Source organism: Ruegeria atlantica, assembly GCF_013032005.1.
Lineage (GTDB): Bacteria > Pseudomonadota > Alphaproteobacteria > Rhodobacterales > Rhodobacteraceae > Ruegeria > Ruegeria atlantica_A.
Genome location: NZ_WQBE01000007.1, coordinates 145,212 through 160,017, shown reverse-complemented (window position 1 = coordinate 160,017; position 14,806 = coordinate 145,212). Strand labels below are relative to the sequence as shown.

Sequence of the window (14,806 nt, the reverse complement as noted above, 5' to 3'; positions counted from 1 at the left end):
ACTGCCTGATGAAATACGAAAACTTCCAAACTTTTGAGGTTGCCGTTGAAAAAGGTATCGCCACGGTGACATTCAATTTCGGTTCCGTGAACGTGCAAGGCCAGGAAATGTTGGCCGACCTCAACAGCCTGGCCATGCGGCTAGAGCGCGACCGCGACACCAAAGTAGTGATCTTCCAATCCGCCAACCCAGAAATCTGGGTTTGCCACTACGACACCGATCTTCTCAAAGACATGTCGACCGAGGCGGTATCCCGCGAGGATGCACAGCTGTTGGACCTGCAAGCGGTTTGCGAACGGATCGGCAAGGTGCCGCAGGCCACTATTGCCAAGCTGGAAGGGTTCGCACGCGGTGGCGGGCACGAATTGGCACTGGCGCTCGACATGCGTTTTGCCGCGCGGGGAAAGTACAAGTTCATGCAGATGGAGGTCGGTATGGGCATCCTGCCCTGCGGCGGTGGCGCGTCGCGGATGGCACGCCAAACCGGCCTTGGCAAAGCGCTTGAGATCATCCTGAGCGCGCAGGATTATGACGCGGATGATGCAGAGCGTCTGGGCACGATCAACAAGGCTTTGGAGCCGGATGAGATTGGCCCATATGTGACCGCGCTGGCCGAACGGATCGCGCAGTTTCCGGCAGAGTCGATCAACGCCTGCAAGCAGATGGTCTATGAATCCATCGACAAACCCATTCATGAGGCACTGAAGGCCGAGGCCTATTGGCTTTATCAGGCCACCAGCAAAACCCCGGCTGTCAAACGGTTTGCCATCGCGGATGAACAAGGTTTGGAACACGACATCGAAAATCAGCGTAAGTGGGGCGACTTGGTTATGCAGGTGCAAGATATCAACTGAACCCCCATCAAAGTAACTACGTCCAGGCGCCCGATATCTCGATGCGCGCCCCAGCGTCGTGCTAGAAAAGGAATTTCCCAATGAAAGCAATGGTTCTGAATACCTATGGACCCGACGCACAGTTTGAGCCCGCAGAAATGCCAGACCCGGCTGCGGCACCCGGACATGTGGTGGTCAAGGTGGCGGCCACCAGCGTCAACACAGTCGACACGATGATCCGAAGCATGGGGGCAGAACTGCCCCTGTCCCCCGCGCTGCCTGCCGTACTTGGCATGGATTTTGCAGGCACAGTCGTTGCATTGGGCGACGGAGTGACAAACTTCGCCCTAGGTGATGAGGTGTACGGTTGCGCCGGTGGTCTGATGGACCTTCCTGGCACTCTGGCCGAGTACATGAACGCAGACGCCCGCCTGATTGCACACAAACCCAAATCGCTGAGTATGCGGGAAGCCGCAGCGCTGCCCCTCGTCGGTATCACCGCCTATGAAGGGTTGACCCGTGCTGGTGTAGGCGATGGGCAGACCGTGCTGGTACAGGGCGGCGCCGGAGGCGTTGGCCATGTCGCAGTGCAAATTGCCCGTCACCTTGGTGCAACCGTGTCCGCAACAGGTCGCGGCGCGGATCAGATGGCTCTGATTGAGGGGTTGAGTGCGCGTCCTTTGGATTTCACAACGCAAAAGGTTGAAGACTACGTGGCTGCGCACACTGATGGCGTGGGCTTTGATGTGGTGTTCGACAGCGTTGGTGGGCCGAACATGACAAACTCGTTCGCAGCGGCCAAGCTCAACGGCCATGTCGCCTCAACCGTTGCGATGGTCGAGATTGATTTGACGCCCGCGCATTTCAAAGGTCTGTCCCTGCACGTCGTCTTCATGCTGATCCCGATGATGCATGATGTCGGGCGGCAAACCCATGGTGACATCCTCAAGACATTGGCGAATCTGGCGGATGCAGGGGGGCTCAAACCTATTGTTGACGAACACAAGTTTGGGTGGGCCGATGTCGGCGCAGCCTATGCGCACCTGACGAGCGGAGCTGCGGTCGGGAAAGTGGTTGTAGAGTTGTAATCCGCACCTGTTGAGTTTGGTGCGCACAGGATGATCGTGTGCACCAATCTTAGGTAGCTTCCGGACAAGCGTGAAAAACACGATTGTCCTTTTGACCCCTTCAATCGATGTCCAACATCGGCTTTGTGTGCCGACAACTTACCATCTTTGCTGGCGATCTAACGCGCTTGCGAAATCCTTAGACCTCCGCCTTTCACAAGGAGGTCCACAATTGCGTCGACCCCTTTTCTGCGACGAAGGGACGAGAACAAAAACGGCCGTCCTTTGCGCATTCTTTGCGCATCACGTTCCATAACTTCTAACGAAGCACCAACATGCGGCGCCAAGTCGGTTTTGTTTATGACCAGAATGTCCGATTTCGTAATCGCCGGCCCGCCTTTGCGTGGAATTTCCTCTCCGGCGGCGACGTCAATCACATAAATTGTTAGGTCTGCGAGTTCCGGACTGAACGTAGCCGATAAATTGTCCCCGCCGCTTTCGATCAGAACCACATCAAGATCGGGATGGCGGTCTTGCATTTCGGCGACCGCAGCCAAATTAATCGAGGCGTCTTCGCGGATCGCTGTGTGTGGGCACCCACCGGTTTCCACGCCAATGATCCTGTCTTGCGGCAGGATCTGCATGCGCATCAGCGCTTCGGCATCCTCCTGCGTGTAAATGTCATTGGTGATAACGCCCACTGAGCAGACATCGCGCAGGGCTTCGGATAACGCTGCGGTCAAAGTGGTCTTTCCGGCGCCCACCGGACCACCGATGCCAACGCGAAGGGGGCCGTTCATACTGCTCATGTTCGGAACATCCTTGAATACTGTGTTTCGTGTTTCATCGACGCGATGTCTGTCAGGAACGCGGTCGAGTTCAAATCATCCAGGCTGGCCTTTTGCGCCGTTTCGGCAATACGGGCGCATAGCGGTGTCAATTCTCGGATCACTTTCTGAGACGCGGTCTGGCCCAACGGCACAAGGCGTGTTGCGCAAGAGGCCAGGTTGCTTGCAAAGGCTTGCAGAAACATCTTTGTCGTCAGCAAAAGGGGAAGGCCTTGCAAACGCGCGGCCTGGCCTAGTGAGACGGGATAGGAGTACTTTCGAAGGTCTAAATCCCAGACATTTCCAGTCACCGTCCCGAATGCCTGTCCTAGGAACTCGGTTTCCATTTTTCTTTCGGACGACGCGCAAAAGGCCCGTGCAGTAACGTCGACGCCGATAAGTTCATCTTTATCCTGCGCGTTGTATGCCGAAACAACGAATAGAGCGTCGTTCCAACCAGAACCATGTTCCAGCACATCTGAAATCCAGGCTTGGGTGCCTCGTGAATCGGTGACGGTCCCTTCGTCAATTGCGGTCTCTAGCCCGTGAGAATAGGCAAAGCCCCCTACAGGGTAAGCGGGCGACAACCATTGCGTCAGCGTCAGGATGTCGGCGTCAGTGGGCGTGGCCATGAGTCCTGCCATGGCCATAGGCCCCGCCTTCGGGGGTGAACGGTTCATGCACTTCCCGCACCGAAGCCCCGATTTTCAAAAGCATGTCTTGGATGACGTGATCGACTTGGATCAGCAGATGATCCTTTTCGATCTGACAAGGCGTGTGGCGGTTGCCGATATGCCAAGCGACGCGCGTCAGATCCGGGGCTGTTATTTCCAGCAACGCTTCGGGTGCAGCTTGTATTTCTACTTCGCGGCCGTCATCCAGAACCAAAGCGCCGCCGTGGTTCAACGACGTCGTTTGCGCCAGATCGACAAGAATCTGTTCGCCACTTTCGCAGGTCAGAACCTTGCGGCGCAAAAAACGGTCATCATAGGTCAGTGACAGGGCGTCCGCAGGCTCGCCGTGTAAATGATCAGAATATTGCCGTGCTGTACAAAGGAGGATGGTCATGCCAACGCCCCCTCTGTGGAACGGGCAGCTGTTACCAGATAGAACCCGCGAAAACGTGTTGTACGATACGGTCGCGGGACAGGCCGCGTTTGCGCAGTTCTTCGTCGCTCAGCGATTGCAGGAACTGGATTTGATCGGTGCGCGATCGTGCTTCGGCCAATCGAGCAAGAGCCGAATAGATCGACGAACCAATCGTCGAGAACAGACCGAATACGGAAAAACCGGAATGCGGTTGATTTTCTGTGTGTGCCATTGGGACCCTCGTATGCTTGCGAGACGTTGGTCCTCCCTTGCGTGATAGTATCTGTCATATTGCACTCGCTTAGTAGTGGGCAATTGGTCATGCCCGGGATGCGCTTGCTGCAATGCAGCGAAATTTTTAATCAGAACATGAAGTATCGCTGTGCCATCGGTAGAACTTCGGCTGGCTGACAGGTTAGCAATTCACCATCCGCGCGGACCTCGTAGGTTTCCGGGTCGACATCGATCTGGGGTGTTGCATTGTTCAGCAACAGATCGCGTTTGCCGATATTCCGCGTGTTGTGCACGGCGACAGTTTGCTTCGCCAAGCCCAGTGAATCACCAATCCCGTCGGTCTGTGCGGCCTCAGAGACAAATGTGATCGCCGAATGCTCGACCGAGCGGCCATAGGCCCCGAACATCGGACGGCTATAGACAGGCTGCGGTGTCGGGATTGAGGCATTGGGATCGCCCATCTGCGCGCAGGCAATCGTGCCGCCTAGCAAAACCATTTCGGGTTTCACGCCGAAAAACGCCGGGTTCCACAGCACCAGATCAGCGCGTTTGCCTTCTTCGATACTGCCGATCTGATGGCTGAGCCCATGGGCGATAGCCGGGTTGATGGTGTATTTCGCGATGTACCGGCGGACGCGCAGGTTGTCGTTGTCCCCGGTTTCCTCGGGCAGCCGGCCCCGTTGTTTCTTCATCTTATCAGCCGTTTGCCATGTACGGATCAGCACCTCGCCCACACGGCCCATGGCCTGACTGTCGGAGGCGATGATGCTGAACGCGCCCATGTCGTGCAGGATATCTTCTGCGGCAATGGTCTCGCGCCGGATGCGGCTTTCAGCAAAAGCCACGTCCTCGGGGATCGATTTGTCGAGGTGATGGCAGACCATCAGCATATCCAGGTGCTCTTCGACCGTATTCACGGTGAACGGTCGCGTCGGGTTGGTCGAGGACGGCAGAACATGGTTCTCACCGCAGATTTTGATGATATCTGGGGCGTGACCACCACCTGCGCCTTCGGTGTGGAAGGCGTGGATGGTGCGACCTTTCATGGCAGCCACGGTATTCTCGACAAATCCGGATTCGTTCAGCGTATCGGTGTGGATCATCACCTGAACATCCATCGCATCGGCCACTGACAGGCAGCAGTCGATGGCGGCAGGGGTCGTTCCCCAATCCTCGTGCAGTTTCAGCGCGCAGGCCCCTGCCTTGACCTGTTCCTCCAGCGCCGAGGGTAGTGAGGCATTGCCCTTGCCCGCAAAGGCAAGGTTCATCGGAAAGGCATCCGCAGCTTGCAACATCCGACCGATATGCCAAGGGCCGGGGGTGCAAGTGGTCGCCAAAGTACCATGTGCCGGGCCGGTACCACCGCCAAGCATTGTCGTCAGGCCGGAATGCAAGGCGTCTTCGATCTGTTGTGGGCAGATAAAGTGGATATGGCTGTCGAACCCGCCCGCCGTCAGGATGCGGCCCTCGCCTGCAATTGCCTCGGTTCCTGGGCCAATGATAATGTCCACGCCAGGCTGCGTATCCGGGTTTCCGGCTTTGCCGATCTTGGCGATACGCCCGTCCTTCAGCCCCACATCCGCTTTGTAAATTCCGGAATGATCTACAATCAGTGCGTTGGTGATGACCGTGTCAACGGCCCCCTCGGCGCGTGTGGCCTGAGATTGGCCCATCCCGTCGCGAATGACTTTGCCACCGCCGAACTTGACCTCTTCTCCATACACATCTTCGCGGTGCCCGGTTTCGCTGAACCGTGCAGCTGTTGCGCGTTCCACGATCAGATCTTTTTCAACCTCTATGATCAGATCGGAATCCGCCAATCGTACTTTGTCGCCGACCGTTGGGCCGAACATAGAGGCATAATCACCCCGACTGATCTTGCCCGGCATCTTTCAAAGCCCCCATGATGTGCATATTGAAACCGTAGATGTGCCGGCGCCCCTCAAATGGCACCAACATAGCTTCGCGAATTTGGCCCGGTTCAAAACGCACAGCGGTGCCTGCGGGGATGTCCAGCCGCATCCCCAAGGCCGCGTAGCGATCAAAATCCAAGGCAGAGTTTGCTTCGGCAAAGTGGTAGTGGCTACCGACCTGAACTGGCCGATCACCAGTATTGGCGACAACAACAAGACGGCTGCTGCGACCGGCGTTGAGCGTCAGTGACCCTTCGGCAGGTATGATCTCACCTGGGATCATTTCGGCAGCTTCAAGATCACGGTGATGGCGATGACGGCGATCAAGGCCAACCCAGCTGCCAACGCGGCGTAATCGCTGCCGTGTGCATGAACATGAGTGTCCGTGTGGGCCATGGCCGGGCCAGCCAGAATAAGAGCGGGAAAGAGCATGCGGTTCATTTGTATCTCCTTTGGTAATTAGCGAATGGGGTTGTGGACTGTTACAAGCTTAGTGCCATCCGGGAAGGTGGCTTCGACCTGTACCTCGTGGATCATCTCGGGCACGCCTTCCATGCATTGGCCTCGGGTGATCACTTCGGCCCCGGCTTGCATCATATCGGCGACCGAACGACCATCGCGCGCGCCCTCGACCACGGCATCGGTGATCAGGGCGATAGCCTCGGGGTGGTTCAGCTTGACGCCGCGGGCCAACCGTTTTCGGGCGACCTCGGCTGCCATGGCAACCAGCAGTTTGTCTTTTTCACGAGGGGTCAGGTTCATGTCAGAGCATCCAGCATCGGGGTAACGTGTCTTTGTTCAGTCTGCGCAAAAGCGGCATCAACGCGCGGCGAAGGGCAAAGCTGCTTTTGGCCAGAACACGGATAACCAGCAGGTCGTCCCGGATAAGGGTTGCACCGGCGGTTTCGGGCAGCATTTCGCGAACAGGGTCCAACTGACCTGCGGCGGACCTTGAGGCAAAGACGATCAGCGCCATCGCCCCTGCGCCATTTGCGGTATGCGGCTTGGACATATGCGCGTGCCAATCGCCAGAGAACCGGATTGCATCCAGAAACACCGGCACCCCTTCGCGCCGTATCTCGATCCGATCGTTTAGGCGGATATCGGTCAATGTTTCGCCCATGGCCGCGCGCCCAAAGACCAGCGGCTCTACCATCAGCGTCTCGGCATCCGGGCACAGGTCGATCCTGAGGCGTCGGTCCAAAGTGCAGCTATTGAACAGAATGGTTTCTTGCGGCAACCAGTTCAGCCGGGCGCCTGTCTCGACTGTCAGATGGTTGGTGATCTGGCCGCATTCTTTGGGCTGAGCCTTGTAAGCGCGTTCGCAGGCTTGTGTTGTCAATGTCAGCGCCGTGCCTTCCGCTGCCTTGCCGGAAAACCGGAATGTGTCGCCTCCGGTCACGCCACCTGCTGTGTTCAATAGAACGGCATCAAGATCAGGCGTCGTGGTTCTGGGAAACAGGCACTTAAAGGACCCCGACTGGCGAAACTTGTCCAGAACCGTTCTGTCGCCCAATTTCTTGGTGCTCAAACTGACGGTGCCAGCAGCACGCGGCGGCACCGCACTGTGCGTGGGTAATATGGCTGAAACTTGGGTAATAAGGCACCTTTAGCGCGTGGTTTGGTGCCTCTTGTTTCTCTGTTGAAGGGTCAGAACACTAACTTGCAGTGTCAGAAACTGCTTATTTCCACATCGTGCGTCTAATTTTTAGACAGTGACCTTAGTCTTGGATGAAAAATTGGGCGCTTCTGGCTGATTCCGCAAATTGAGTTAGAGGCAAGTTGCCAATCTTGCTGCAATGCAGAAACCGTATAGGTGCCACCGCGGAGATGACCCGGGGGTGTGTGACGGCTGCGCGAATTGGACCTCGAACACAACCGCCACACGTAAACGCAACAACAGTTGCGGGGATCAGGTAGAAGAGAAACGTGCCTTTGCGCAAGCCCTCTCTCCCGGCCCCGCCAGGAGGATTACATGAAACCGCTCAAATCCACGCTCGCCGGATCGGTTGTCTTTGCGGCCATAGCTACTGCTGCATTGTCGGCCGAAGATACGATCAAAGTCGGAGTGCTGCATTCGCTTTCGGGCACGATGGCAATCTCGGAAACGACGCTGAAAGACACCATGCTCATGCTGATCGATCAGCAAAACGCCAAAGGCGGTCTGTTGGGTAAACAGCTTGAAGCGGTCGTCGTGGACCCCGCATCGGACTGGCCCTTGTTCGCGGAAAAAGCGCGTGAGTTGCTGACTGTTCACGAGGTGGATGTGATCTTTGGCAACTGGACATCGGTCAGTCGCAAGTCGGTTCTGCCGGTGATCGAAGAACTCAACGGTCTTTTGTTTTACCCGGTTCAGTACGAGGGAGAAGAAAGCTCGAAAAACGTGTTCTACACCGGTGCCGCGCCAAACCAACAGGCAATCCCTGCGACCGACTATTTCCTGGATGAACTGGGAGTCGAGAAATTTGCGTTGCTTGGCACCGACTATGTCTATCCCAGAACCACGAACAATATTTTGGAAAGCTATCTGAAGCAGAAGGGCATCGCGGATGACGATATCTTCGTCAACTACACGCCCTTCGGCCATTCCGACTGGTCCAAGATCGTGGCTGACGTGGTTGCGCTGGGCGCAGATGGCAAGAAGGTTGGCGTGATCTCGACCATCAATGGTGATGCAAATATCGGCTTTTACAAGGAACTGGCCGCGTCCGGCGTATCGGCGGATGACATCCCGGTTGTGGCCTTCTCGGTCGGGGAAGAGGAATTGTCGGGTCTCGATACCGCCAACCTTGTCGGCCATCTGGCGGCTTGGAACTACTTTCAGTCGGCCGACACCGATGAGAACGCCGAATTCGTTGACACCTGGAAAGCCACCATGGGTGACGGGCGCGTGACGAACGATCCGATGGAGGCGCATTACATCGGCTTTAACATGTGGGTGAACGCCGCGACCACAGCCGGTTCAACCGAAGTCGACGCTGTGCGCGCCGCGATGTACGGGCAGGAATTCCCGAACTTGACCGGTGGTACTGCTGTCATGCTGCCGAACCACCACCTCGCCAAGCCGGTTCTGATTGGCGAGATTCAGGAAGACGGCCAGTTCGACATCATTAGCGAGACAGATGTTGTGCCAGGCGACGCCTGGACCGATTACCTGCCGGAATCGGCGGTCCTGAAATCGGATTGGAAGGATCTTGGTTGCGGTATGTACAACACCGAAACCAAGACGTGCGTTCAGACCCTGTCGAACTACTAATCTGCAAGCAAGGCGGGTGTAATCGCCCGCCTTGCCGCCAAGACACACGGGTTTCACCACATGTTTCGACTATTCCTTGCGAGCCTCGCAATTCTGTTTGCCTGCCTGCCCGCCAACGCGCAAGAGGCTGGCCTGGAGCCGATCTTGCAAAGCCATCAGGAGATCATCGCCAAGAGCTCGCGCAAGACGATCAAACCGGCGATTGATGCGATTACGGCCAGTGGGTTACCACAAGCGCAGGTGATGCTTGAAACATGGGCCGCCAAGGACATGTGGATGCGCAAATCCGATGGTTTGTTCTTTGCGGGAAAAAGGGTTGAAGGGCGGTCATACGAGCTGACCGATTTCGACACAGGCGAGGTAATCGGCACTTACGAGAAATCCGATCTGAAACAATTGAAACCCAACAGCGGCGTCCGCGCCATGATCGGGACCGCTTTGGTGCAGTACCAACTGACCGATCAGGATCGAAAAAGGCGCCTGGCCGCTCTGCAATCTATTCAACGTGACCCCGAAGGCGCTCTGCTTGAACCTTTGCGCGCCTCGATCGAGGATGAAACGGATGCAGATTTGAAGGCGCAGAAACAGCGGCTCGAACGATTGCTGACCATTGGGTACGACGCAGACACCGCGGCTCGCGTGGCTGCGGTTGAGGAAATGTCAAACGACTTGGGTGTCGACGTGCGCGCGGCGCTGAACCCTTTGGTGGTGACCACACGAATGGTCGCGCCGAATCTGCCGACGGATGAGAATATCGCTATCGTTCTGGAACCCGGATCAGAGGCCTTGTCGCGGGACGAAGCATATGACTTGCTGGTCGCCAGCAACCTTGCGGCTCCGCGTGTGTCTCAGGACGACATCCGCACGGCTTTGTCAGCGAATATCGACCGAGGCCGCGTCGGTGGCGTCCCGGTTGCACAATTGAACAACGAAACCGCTCGCACGCAAGCATATGCCGCCTTGGCTGAAACGGGGGCGGTTTCCGCGTTGGTAACAGAGGCGGATATCGATGACGCGCTGGGCAAACATGTCTTCTTTGAAACCTATCGCGAGGCCTCGCCTACGGTAACTGCCGCTGCCGAGAAGGCTTTGGATCATATTGAATTCAAGGTCGGGTTGAACCAGACACTCGACCTGTTGCTGGACGCGATCTCACTGGCATCAATCTATTTTCTGGCGGCCATCGGCTTGGCCATCACTTTTGGGGTGATGGGCGTGATCAATATGGCCCATGGCGAATTCATCATGATGGGTGCCTATACGGGCTATGTCGTTCAGCAATTCATCCCCGACCACACGCTGTCGATTATCGTCGCGATCCCGATGGCCTTTGCCGTCACCTTCGCCATGGGTGTCGCGATGGAGCGGTTGGTGATCCGCTGGCTCTATGCCCGCCCGCTCGAGACGCTTCTTGCGACATTCGGCATCTCAATTGCCCTGCAACAACTGGCCAAGAACATTTTTGGCACGCAGGCCCGTCCACTGACAGCGCCGGGTTGGCTGGATGGGGCGTGGGTGCTGAATGATGTGGTTTCGATCAGCTATGTCCGCATCGCGATCTTCGTGCTGGCTCTGATCTTTCTGGGGCTGTTCCTGTACATCATGAAACGCACACGGCTGGGTCTTGAGATGCGCGCGGTTACGCAGAACCCACGCATGGCTGGATCAATGGGGATCAATCCCGGGCGGGTGAATATGCTGACCTTTGGCTTGGGTTCCGGCATCGCCGGGATTGCAGGGGTCGCCATTGGCCTTTTTGCCAAGGTCACGTCGGATCTGGGCAGCGACTATATTGTTCAAAGCTTCATGACCGTGGTCGTAGGCGGCGTTGGCAACATCTGGGGGGCACTGGCCGGGGCGGGGATGATCGGCTTCCTGCAAAAAGGGATCGAGTGGATGAACCCCTCGAACACCCTTGCGGCACAAACCTACATGATCGTCTTCATCATTGTTTTCATCCAGTTCCGACCAAGGGGCATCATCGCCCTCAAAGGTCGCGCGGCGGGGGATTGAGACATGGAACGCAGCTTCGTCGCCAAGAACCCTTCCGTGCTGGTCTTTCTGGCCATCCTGTCATTGTTCACATTGGGCGTGACCATCCTGTCCGAAGGGTTCGGGATCGGCGTAATCTCAACCAGTTTCGTCAAGACATTGGGCAAGACCCTATGCTTGTGCCTGATCGCAGTGGCGATGGATCTGGTCTGGGGTTTCACCGGCATCCTGTCGCTGGGCCACTTCGCCTTCTTCGGGCTGGGCGGCTACATGATCGGCATGTGGCTGATGTACGAACGCACCCGCCTGATCGTGGTCGAGTCGCTGTCGCAGGCCGACATCCCGCCAACACCGTCCGAGGTCGTGGACGCCATCGGGACGCAGATTTTCGGCGTCGTCGGATCATCGGAATTCCCGCTGATCTGGGCGTTTTCCCACAGTTTGGTTCTGCAGTTGGCGCTGATCGTGCTGGTACCCGGTCTTCTTGCGCTGATTTTTGGCTGGTTGGCTTTCCGCAGTCGCGTTACCGGTGTGTACCTGTCGATCCTGACTCAGGCGATGACATTGGCCTTGGCGCTGTATCTGTTCCAAAACGACAGCGGTTTGCGTGGCAACAACGGGCTGTCGGGCTTGCAGAACTTGCCCGGCGTGACCGCCTCGCAGGACGTGGTGTCGATCTGGTTCCTCTGGGCTTCGGCATTGGCGCTGGGACTGGGTTACATGCTGGCGGCGTGGATCGTTTCGGGTAAGTTTGGCTCGGTCATCCGCGGCATCCGCGATAACGAGGCGCGGGTGCGGTTTCTTGGATATTCGGTCGAGGTTTACAAGCTGACCGTCTTCACCCTGACCGCCTGCATAGCCGCCATCGCGGGTGCGCTTTATTACCCGCAGGCAGGCATCATCAACCCCGAGGAGATGGCCCCCATCGCGTCTATCTATCTGGCCGTCTGGGTCGCCATCGGTGGGCGCGGGCGTCTCTATGGTGCTGTGATCGGTGCGGCGTTTGTAAGCCTGCTCAGCACCTGGTTCACTGGCGGGCAAGCGCCCAACATTCCGTTGGGTTTCCACACCATCAAATGGGTCGACTGGTGGCAGGTGCTGCTGGGCGTCTCGTTCGTGCTGGTCACTCTGTTCGCTCCGCAAGGGATAGGCGGGTTATTCGACTTATGGAGCGACCGGCGACACCCGGATCGCCACTGTGCCAACCTGGGTCCCGATGACGGAGCGTTGCGTGAAAAGGAGGCCATTGAATGAGTACTCTGCTAGAGGTGAGCGGCGTCTCGGTCACTTTTGACGGTTTCCGCGCGATCAATAACTTGTCGTTCCAAATTGGTGATGCCGAATTGCGCGCTGTAATCGGCCCTAACGGTGCAGGCAAGACCACGTTCATGGACATCATCACAGGTAAGACACGACCTGATGAGGGGCGGGTTATCTGGGGAAAGAAGTCCATTTCTTTGTTGGACATGACCGAGGCAAAAATCGCGCAGGCAGGGATCGGGCGGAAGTTTCAGAAACCAACCGTCTTCGAAGATCAGACTGTACAGGAAAACCTGCTGATGGCACTTAAAAACAAACGTGGTTGGCTGGGTGTGTTACTTTACCGCCCTTCGGCAAATGATCTGCAGAAAGTCAAAGATCTGGCCGCCGAAATTGGTTTGCATCAGGAACTAAGCCGCAAATCCGGTGAACTGAGCCATGGGCAGAAACAGTGGTTGGAAATTGGCATGCTGCTTGCACAAGACCCACGTCTGCTATTGGTTGACGAACCCGCCGCAGGCATGACACCGCAAGAGCGTGAACACACTACAGACTTGCTTGTTAAGGCTGCAAAAACCCGCGCTGTTGTGGTGGTTGAGCATGACATGGAGTTTGTGCGGCGTCTGAACTGCAAGGTCACGGTTTTGCACGAAGGATCTGTTTTGGCCGAGGGCAGTCTTGATCACGTGACATCTAATCAAGACGTCATCGATGTCTACCTGGGGCGCTAAACAATGCTGAAGCTGACCGATCTGACTTTGCACTATGGGCACTCGCAAATTCTTAACGGGATTTCCATGGAAGCCAGGCAAGGTGAAGTGACCTGCGTCATGGGGACCAACGGTGTCGGGAAAACCAGCCTGATGAAGGCAATCTCGGGCACGCATCCGCGTTCCGGTGGAAAATTGGAGCTTAACGGGGAACAATTGGGTGTCTTACCTGCGCATCGGATGGCCTGGAAAGGTGTGGCCTACGTCCCGCAAGGGCGCGAGATATTCCCTTTGCTGACAGTTCGCGAGAATCTGGAAACGGGGTTCTCTTGCCTGCCTGTCAGTGAGCATTTCGTCCCGGATGAGATATTCGACCTGTTCCCGGTCCTCAAACAGATGCAGAACCGGCGCGGCGGTGACCTTTCCGGCGGCCAGCAGCAACAGCTGGCCATCGCGCGGGCGCTGATCACAAAGCCGAACCTGTTGCTGCTTGACGAACCAACCGAAGGCATTCAACCGAACATCATCCAACAGATTGGCGAAGTGATCCGGCACCTCAGAACGACAAGTAGAATGGCAATTGTTCTGGTCGAGCAGTATTTCGACTTTGCCTATGACCTTGCTGACAGGCTTGTCGTGTTACGGCGTGGCGAAGTCATGATCAAAGGCACAAGAGATAACCTTACGCGTAATCAGGTGTTGCAGGCCGTATCCGTCTAGGGGGAATTTGATGAAACCCGTAGGTCAAATCGACAAAAGCCATTTCTTGAAAATTCTCACCGAGACTCGATCCTGATCGCTGGGTCGACAGACAAAGTAGAGCCCGCGATCCAGCGGAACATGGCTTTCGTCCAGACGGATCAGACGACCAAATTCCAAGTCTCTCGCCGCCAAGAGGTGTCTTGCCAATGCCACGCCCTGTCCGTCAATCGCGGCCTCCAAAAGCACAGCACTATCCACGTATTTGATGCTCTGCGAGTTGATCTGATCCGCGTTCAGACCAACTTGCGCGGCCCAGCTTTCCCAGCCGATGTTGAAGGCATCGTGCAACAGTGGAAGATCGGTGATGTCAGTGGCACGCATTGGCAGCTGTGTATTCTCGACAAGCGATGGCGCGGCTACGACGACCAGCTCCTCTTGTCTTATTTGCTCGTGATAAAGCCCGTCCCAACCCGGTTCTCCAAATCGCAGGGCTACATCAACCTCGGACGTATCGAAATCGGCAAAGGCATCATTTGTGTCCAGCAATAGCGCGATACCCGGATGTTCTTGTTGAAACGAACTTAGTAACGGCACAAGCCATTTGAGCGCCAATGATGTGGATAAAGACACTGTAATCGACTGGCGGTGATGTAATCGCTTCACCTCCATCACGCCCAACTGCAATGCAGAAAATGCCCCGCGTGTTGATTGGTGCAGGCGTTTGCCGGCTTTGGTCAATTCAACGCCGTTGGGGCGGCGATGAAAGAGTGTCACCCCAAGGTGCAGTTCCAGCAACTTTATTTGTCGGCTGATCGCTCCGTGGGTGACGTTCAGCACACCCGCTGCCTTGGTCAGGCTGGAATGGGTTGCAGTTTCGTCAAACGCCTGAAGGGCACGAAGGTGTCTGAGATTTTCCATCATGT

General features: G+C 56.5%; 17 protein-coding genes. 7 read left to right on the top strand and 10 right to left on the bottom strand.

The annotated features are described in order from the left end of the window. Positions 1-8 precede the first annotated feature (8 nt). Together GOX21_RS14475 and GOX21_RS14470 are read left to right on the top strand one after the other, a co-directional pair. Complete coding sequence (locus GOX21_RS14475) at positions 9-854, top strand: enoyl-CoA hydratase/isomerase family protein (protein ID WP_170378105.1); 846 nt, start codon at positions 9-11, stop codon at positions 852-854. Positions 855-934: 80 nt separating this feature from the next. Next, a complete protein-coding gene (locus tag GOX21_RS14470; protein WP_170378103.1) occupies positions 935-1,921 on the top strand; it encodes a zinc-dependent alcohol dehydrogenase family protein in 987 nt (328 codons plus the stop codon). A gap of 158 nt (positions 1,922-2,079) precedes the next feature. Here GOX21_RS14470 and ureG read toward each other — a convergent pair whose 3' ends face one another. From ureG to GOX21_RS14425, 9 genes are all read right to left on the bottom strand, one after another. Then, on the bottom strand, positions 2,080-2,709 hold the full coding sequence (gene ureG, locus GOX21_RS14465) for an urease accessory protein UreG (RefSeq protein ID WP_170350812.1): 630 nt from the start codon (positions 2,707-2,709) through the stop codon (positions 2,080-2,082). Further along, positions 2,706-3,371, bottom strand: a complete 666-nt coding sequence (locus GOX21_RS14460; protein ID WP_254428558.1) for an urease accessory protein UreF — start codon at positions 3,369-3,371, stop codon at positions 2,706-2,708. The genes ureG and GOX21_RS14460 overlap by 4 nt, the downstream gene beginning before the upstream one ends. After that, positions 3,343-3,795 carry an urease accessory protein UreE gene (locus tag GOX21_RS14455; RefSeq protein WP_170350814.1) on the bottom strand — a complete coding sequence of 151 codons (453 nt, stop codon included), beginning with the start codon at positions 3,793-3,795 and terminating at the stop codon, positions 3,343-3,345. Before GOX21_RS14455 ends, GOX21_RS14460 begins: the two co-directional genes overlap by 29 nt. Before the next feature lie 31 nt (positions 3,796-3,826). After that, on the bottom strand, positions 3,827-4,048 hold the full coding sequence (locus GOX21_RS14450; RefSeq protein WP_170350815.1) for a DUF1127 domain-containing protein: 222 nt from the start codon (positions 4,046-4,048) through the stop codon (positions 3,827-3,829). Positions 4,049-4,178: 130 nt separating this feature from the next. After that, complete coding sequence (gene ureC / locus GOX21_RS14445) at positions 4,179-5,939, bottom strand: urease subunit alpha (protein WP_170378101.1); 1,761 nt, start codon at positions 5,937-5,939, stop codon at positions 4,179-4,181. Continuing rightward, positions 5,914-6,246 carry an urease subunit beta gene (locus GOX21_RS14440; protein ID WP_170378099.1) on the bottom strand — a complete coding sequence of 111 codons (333 nt, stop codon included), beginning with the start codon at positions 6,244-6,246 and terminating at the stop codon, positions 5,914-5,916. The genes ureC and GOX21_RS14440 overlap by 26 nt, the downstream gene beginning before the upstream one ends. Then, positions 6,243-6,404, bottom strand: a complete 162-nt coding sequence (locus tag GOX21_RS14435) for a hypothetical protein (protein WP_170350818.1) — start codon at positions 6,402-6,404, stop codon at positions 6,243-6,245. Before GOX21_RS14435 ends, GOX21_RS14440 begins: the two co-directional genes overlap by 4 nt. An 18-nt stretch (positions 6,405-6,422) precedes the next feature. After that, positions 6,423-6,725 carry an urease subunit gamma gene (locus tag GOX21_RS14430; RefSeq protein WP_170350819.1) on the bottom strand — a complete coding sequence of 101 codons (303 nt, stop codon included), beginning with the start codon at positions 6,723-6,725 and terminating at the stop codon, positions 6,423-6,425. 1 nt (position 6,726) lies between these two features. Next, positions 6,727-7,494 carry an urease accessory protein UreD gene (locus GOX21_RS14425; protein WP_174818908.1) on the bottom strand — a complete coding sequence of 256 codons (768 nt, stop codon included), beginning with the start codon at positions 7,492-7,494 and terminating at the stop codon, positions 6,727-6,729. Between the two features lie 444 nt (positions 7,495-7,938). Between GOX21_RS14425 and urtA the strand changes: the two genes are divergently transcribed. Genes urtA through urtE form a run of 5 tightly spaced genes read left to right on the top strand, consistent with a single transcriptional unit; the run spans position 7,939 to position 13,901 of the window. Further along, positions 7,939-9,219, top strand: a complete 1,281-nt coding sequence (gene urtA / locus GOX21_RS14420) for an urea ABC transporter substrate-binding protein (protein ID WP_170378095.1) — start codon at positions 7,939-7,941, stop codon at positions 9,217-9,219. Between the two features lie 60 nt (positions 9,220-9,279). Next, positions 9,280-11,232: an urea ABC transporter permease subunit UrtB gene (urtB, locus tag GOX21_RS14415; RefSeq protein WP_170378093.1), complete on the top strand. Its 1,953-nt coding sequence runs from the start codon at positions 9,280-9,282 to the stop codon at positions 11,230-11,232. Positions 11,233-11,235: 3 nt separating this feature from the next. Then, positions 11,236-12,465, top strand: coding sequence for an urea ABC transporter permease subunit UrtC (gene urtC, locus GOX21_RS14410; RefSeq protein ID WP_170378091.1), 1,230 nt, complete (start codon positions 11,236-11,238; stop codon positions 12,463-12,465). Beyond that, positions 12,462-13,202: an urea ABC transporter ATP-binding protein UrtD gene (gene urtD, locus GOX21_RS14405; RefSeq protein ID WP_170378089.1), complete on the top strand. Its 741-nt coding sequence runs from the start codon at positions 12,462-12,464 to the stop codon at positions 13,200-13,202. The genes urtC and urtD overlap by 4 nt, the downstream gene beginning before the upstream one ends. 3 nt (positions 13,203-13,205) lie before the next feature. Beyond that, positions 13,206-13,901, top strand: coding sequence for an urea ABC transporter ATP-binding subunit UrtE (gene urtE, locus GOX21_RS14400; protein ID WP_170378087.1), 696 nt, complete (start codon positions 13,206-13,208; stop codon positions 13,899-13,901). Positions 13,902-13,925: 24 nt separating this feature from the next. On the opposite strand, the gene GOX21_RS14395 is transcribed toward urtE, so the two are convergent. Next, a complete protein-coding gene (locus GOX21_RS14395; protein ID WP_170378085.1) occupies positions 13,926-14,804 on the bottom strand; it encodes a LysR substrate-binding domain-containing protein in 879 nt (292 codons plus the stop codon). Between the last annotated feature and the right edge of the window lie 2 nt (positions 14,805-14,806).

Bases quoted from the DNA above. Each gene is read 5' to 3' on its own strand.
- urtD (WP_170378089.1), top strand. From the start codon at position 12,462: ATGAGTACTCTGCTAGAGGTGAGCGGCGTCTCGGTCACTTTTGACGGT.
- GOX21_RS14455 (WP_170350814.1), bottom strand. From the start codon at position 3,795: ATGACCATCCTCCTTTGTACAGCACGGCAATATTCTGATCATTTACAC.
- GOX21_RS14475 (WP_170378105.1), top strand. From the start codon at position 9: ATGAAATACGAAAACTTCCAAACTTTTGAGGTTGCCGTTGAAAAAGGT.
- urtC (WP_170378091.1), top strand. From the start codon at position 11,236: ATGGAACGCAGCTTCGTCGCCAAGAACCCTTCCGTGCTGGTCTTTCTG.
- GOX21_RS14395 (WP_170378085.1), bottom strand. From the start codon at position 14,804: ATGATGGAAAATCTCAGACACCTTCGTGCCCTTCAGGCGTTTGACGAA.
- urtA (WP_170378095.1), top strand. From the start codon at position 7,939: ATGAAACCGCTCAAATCCACGCTCGCCGGATCGGTTGTCTTTGCGGCC.
- ureG (WP_170350812.1), bottom strand. From the start codon at position 2,709: ATGAGCAGTATGAACGGCCCCCTTCGCGTTGGCATCGGTGGTCCGGTG.
- ureC (WP_170378101.1), bottom strand. From the start codon at position 5,939: ATGCCGGGCAAGATCAGTCGGGGTGATTATGCCTCTATGTTCGGCCCA.
- urtB (WP_170378093.1), top strand. From the start codon at position 9,280: ATGTTTCGACTATTCCTTGCGAGCCTCGCAATTCTGTTTGCCTGCCTG.
- GOX21_RS14460 (WP_254428558.1), bottom strand. From the start codon at position 3,371: ATGGCAGGACTCATGGCCACGCCCACTGACGCCGACATCCTGACGCTG.
- GOX21_RS14435 (WP_170350818.1), bottom strand. From the start codon at position 6,404: ATGAACCGCATGCTCTTTCCCGCTCTTATTCTGGCTGGCCCGGCCATG.
- urtE (WP_170378087.1), top strand. From the start codon at position 13,206: ATGCTGAAGCTGACCGATCTGACTTTGCACTATGGGCACTCGCAAATT.
- GOX21_RS14440 (WP_170378099.1), bottom strand. From the start codon at position 6,246: ATGATCCCAGGTGAGATCATACCTGCCGAAGGGTCACTGACGCTCAAC.
- GOX21_RS14430 (WP_170350819.1), bottom strand. From the start codon at position 6,725: ATGAACCTGACCCCTCGTGAAAAAGACAAACTGCTGGTTGCCATGGCA.
- GOX21_RS14470 (WP_170378103.1), top strand. From the start codon at position 935: ATGAAAGCAATGGTTCTGAATACCTATGGACCCGACGCACAGTTTGAG.
- GOX21_RS14450 (WP_170350815.1), bottom strand. From the start codon at position 4,048: ATGGCACACACAGAAAATCAACCGCATTCCGGTTTTTCCGTATTCGGT.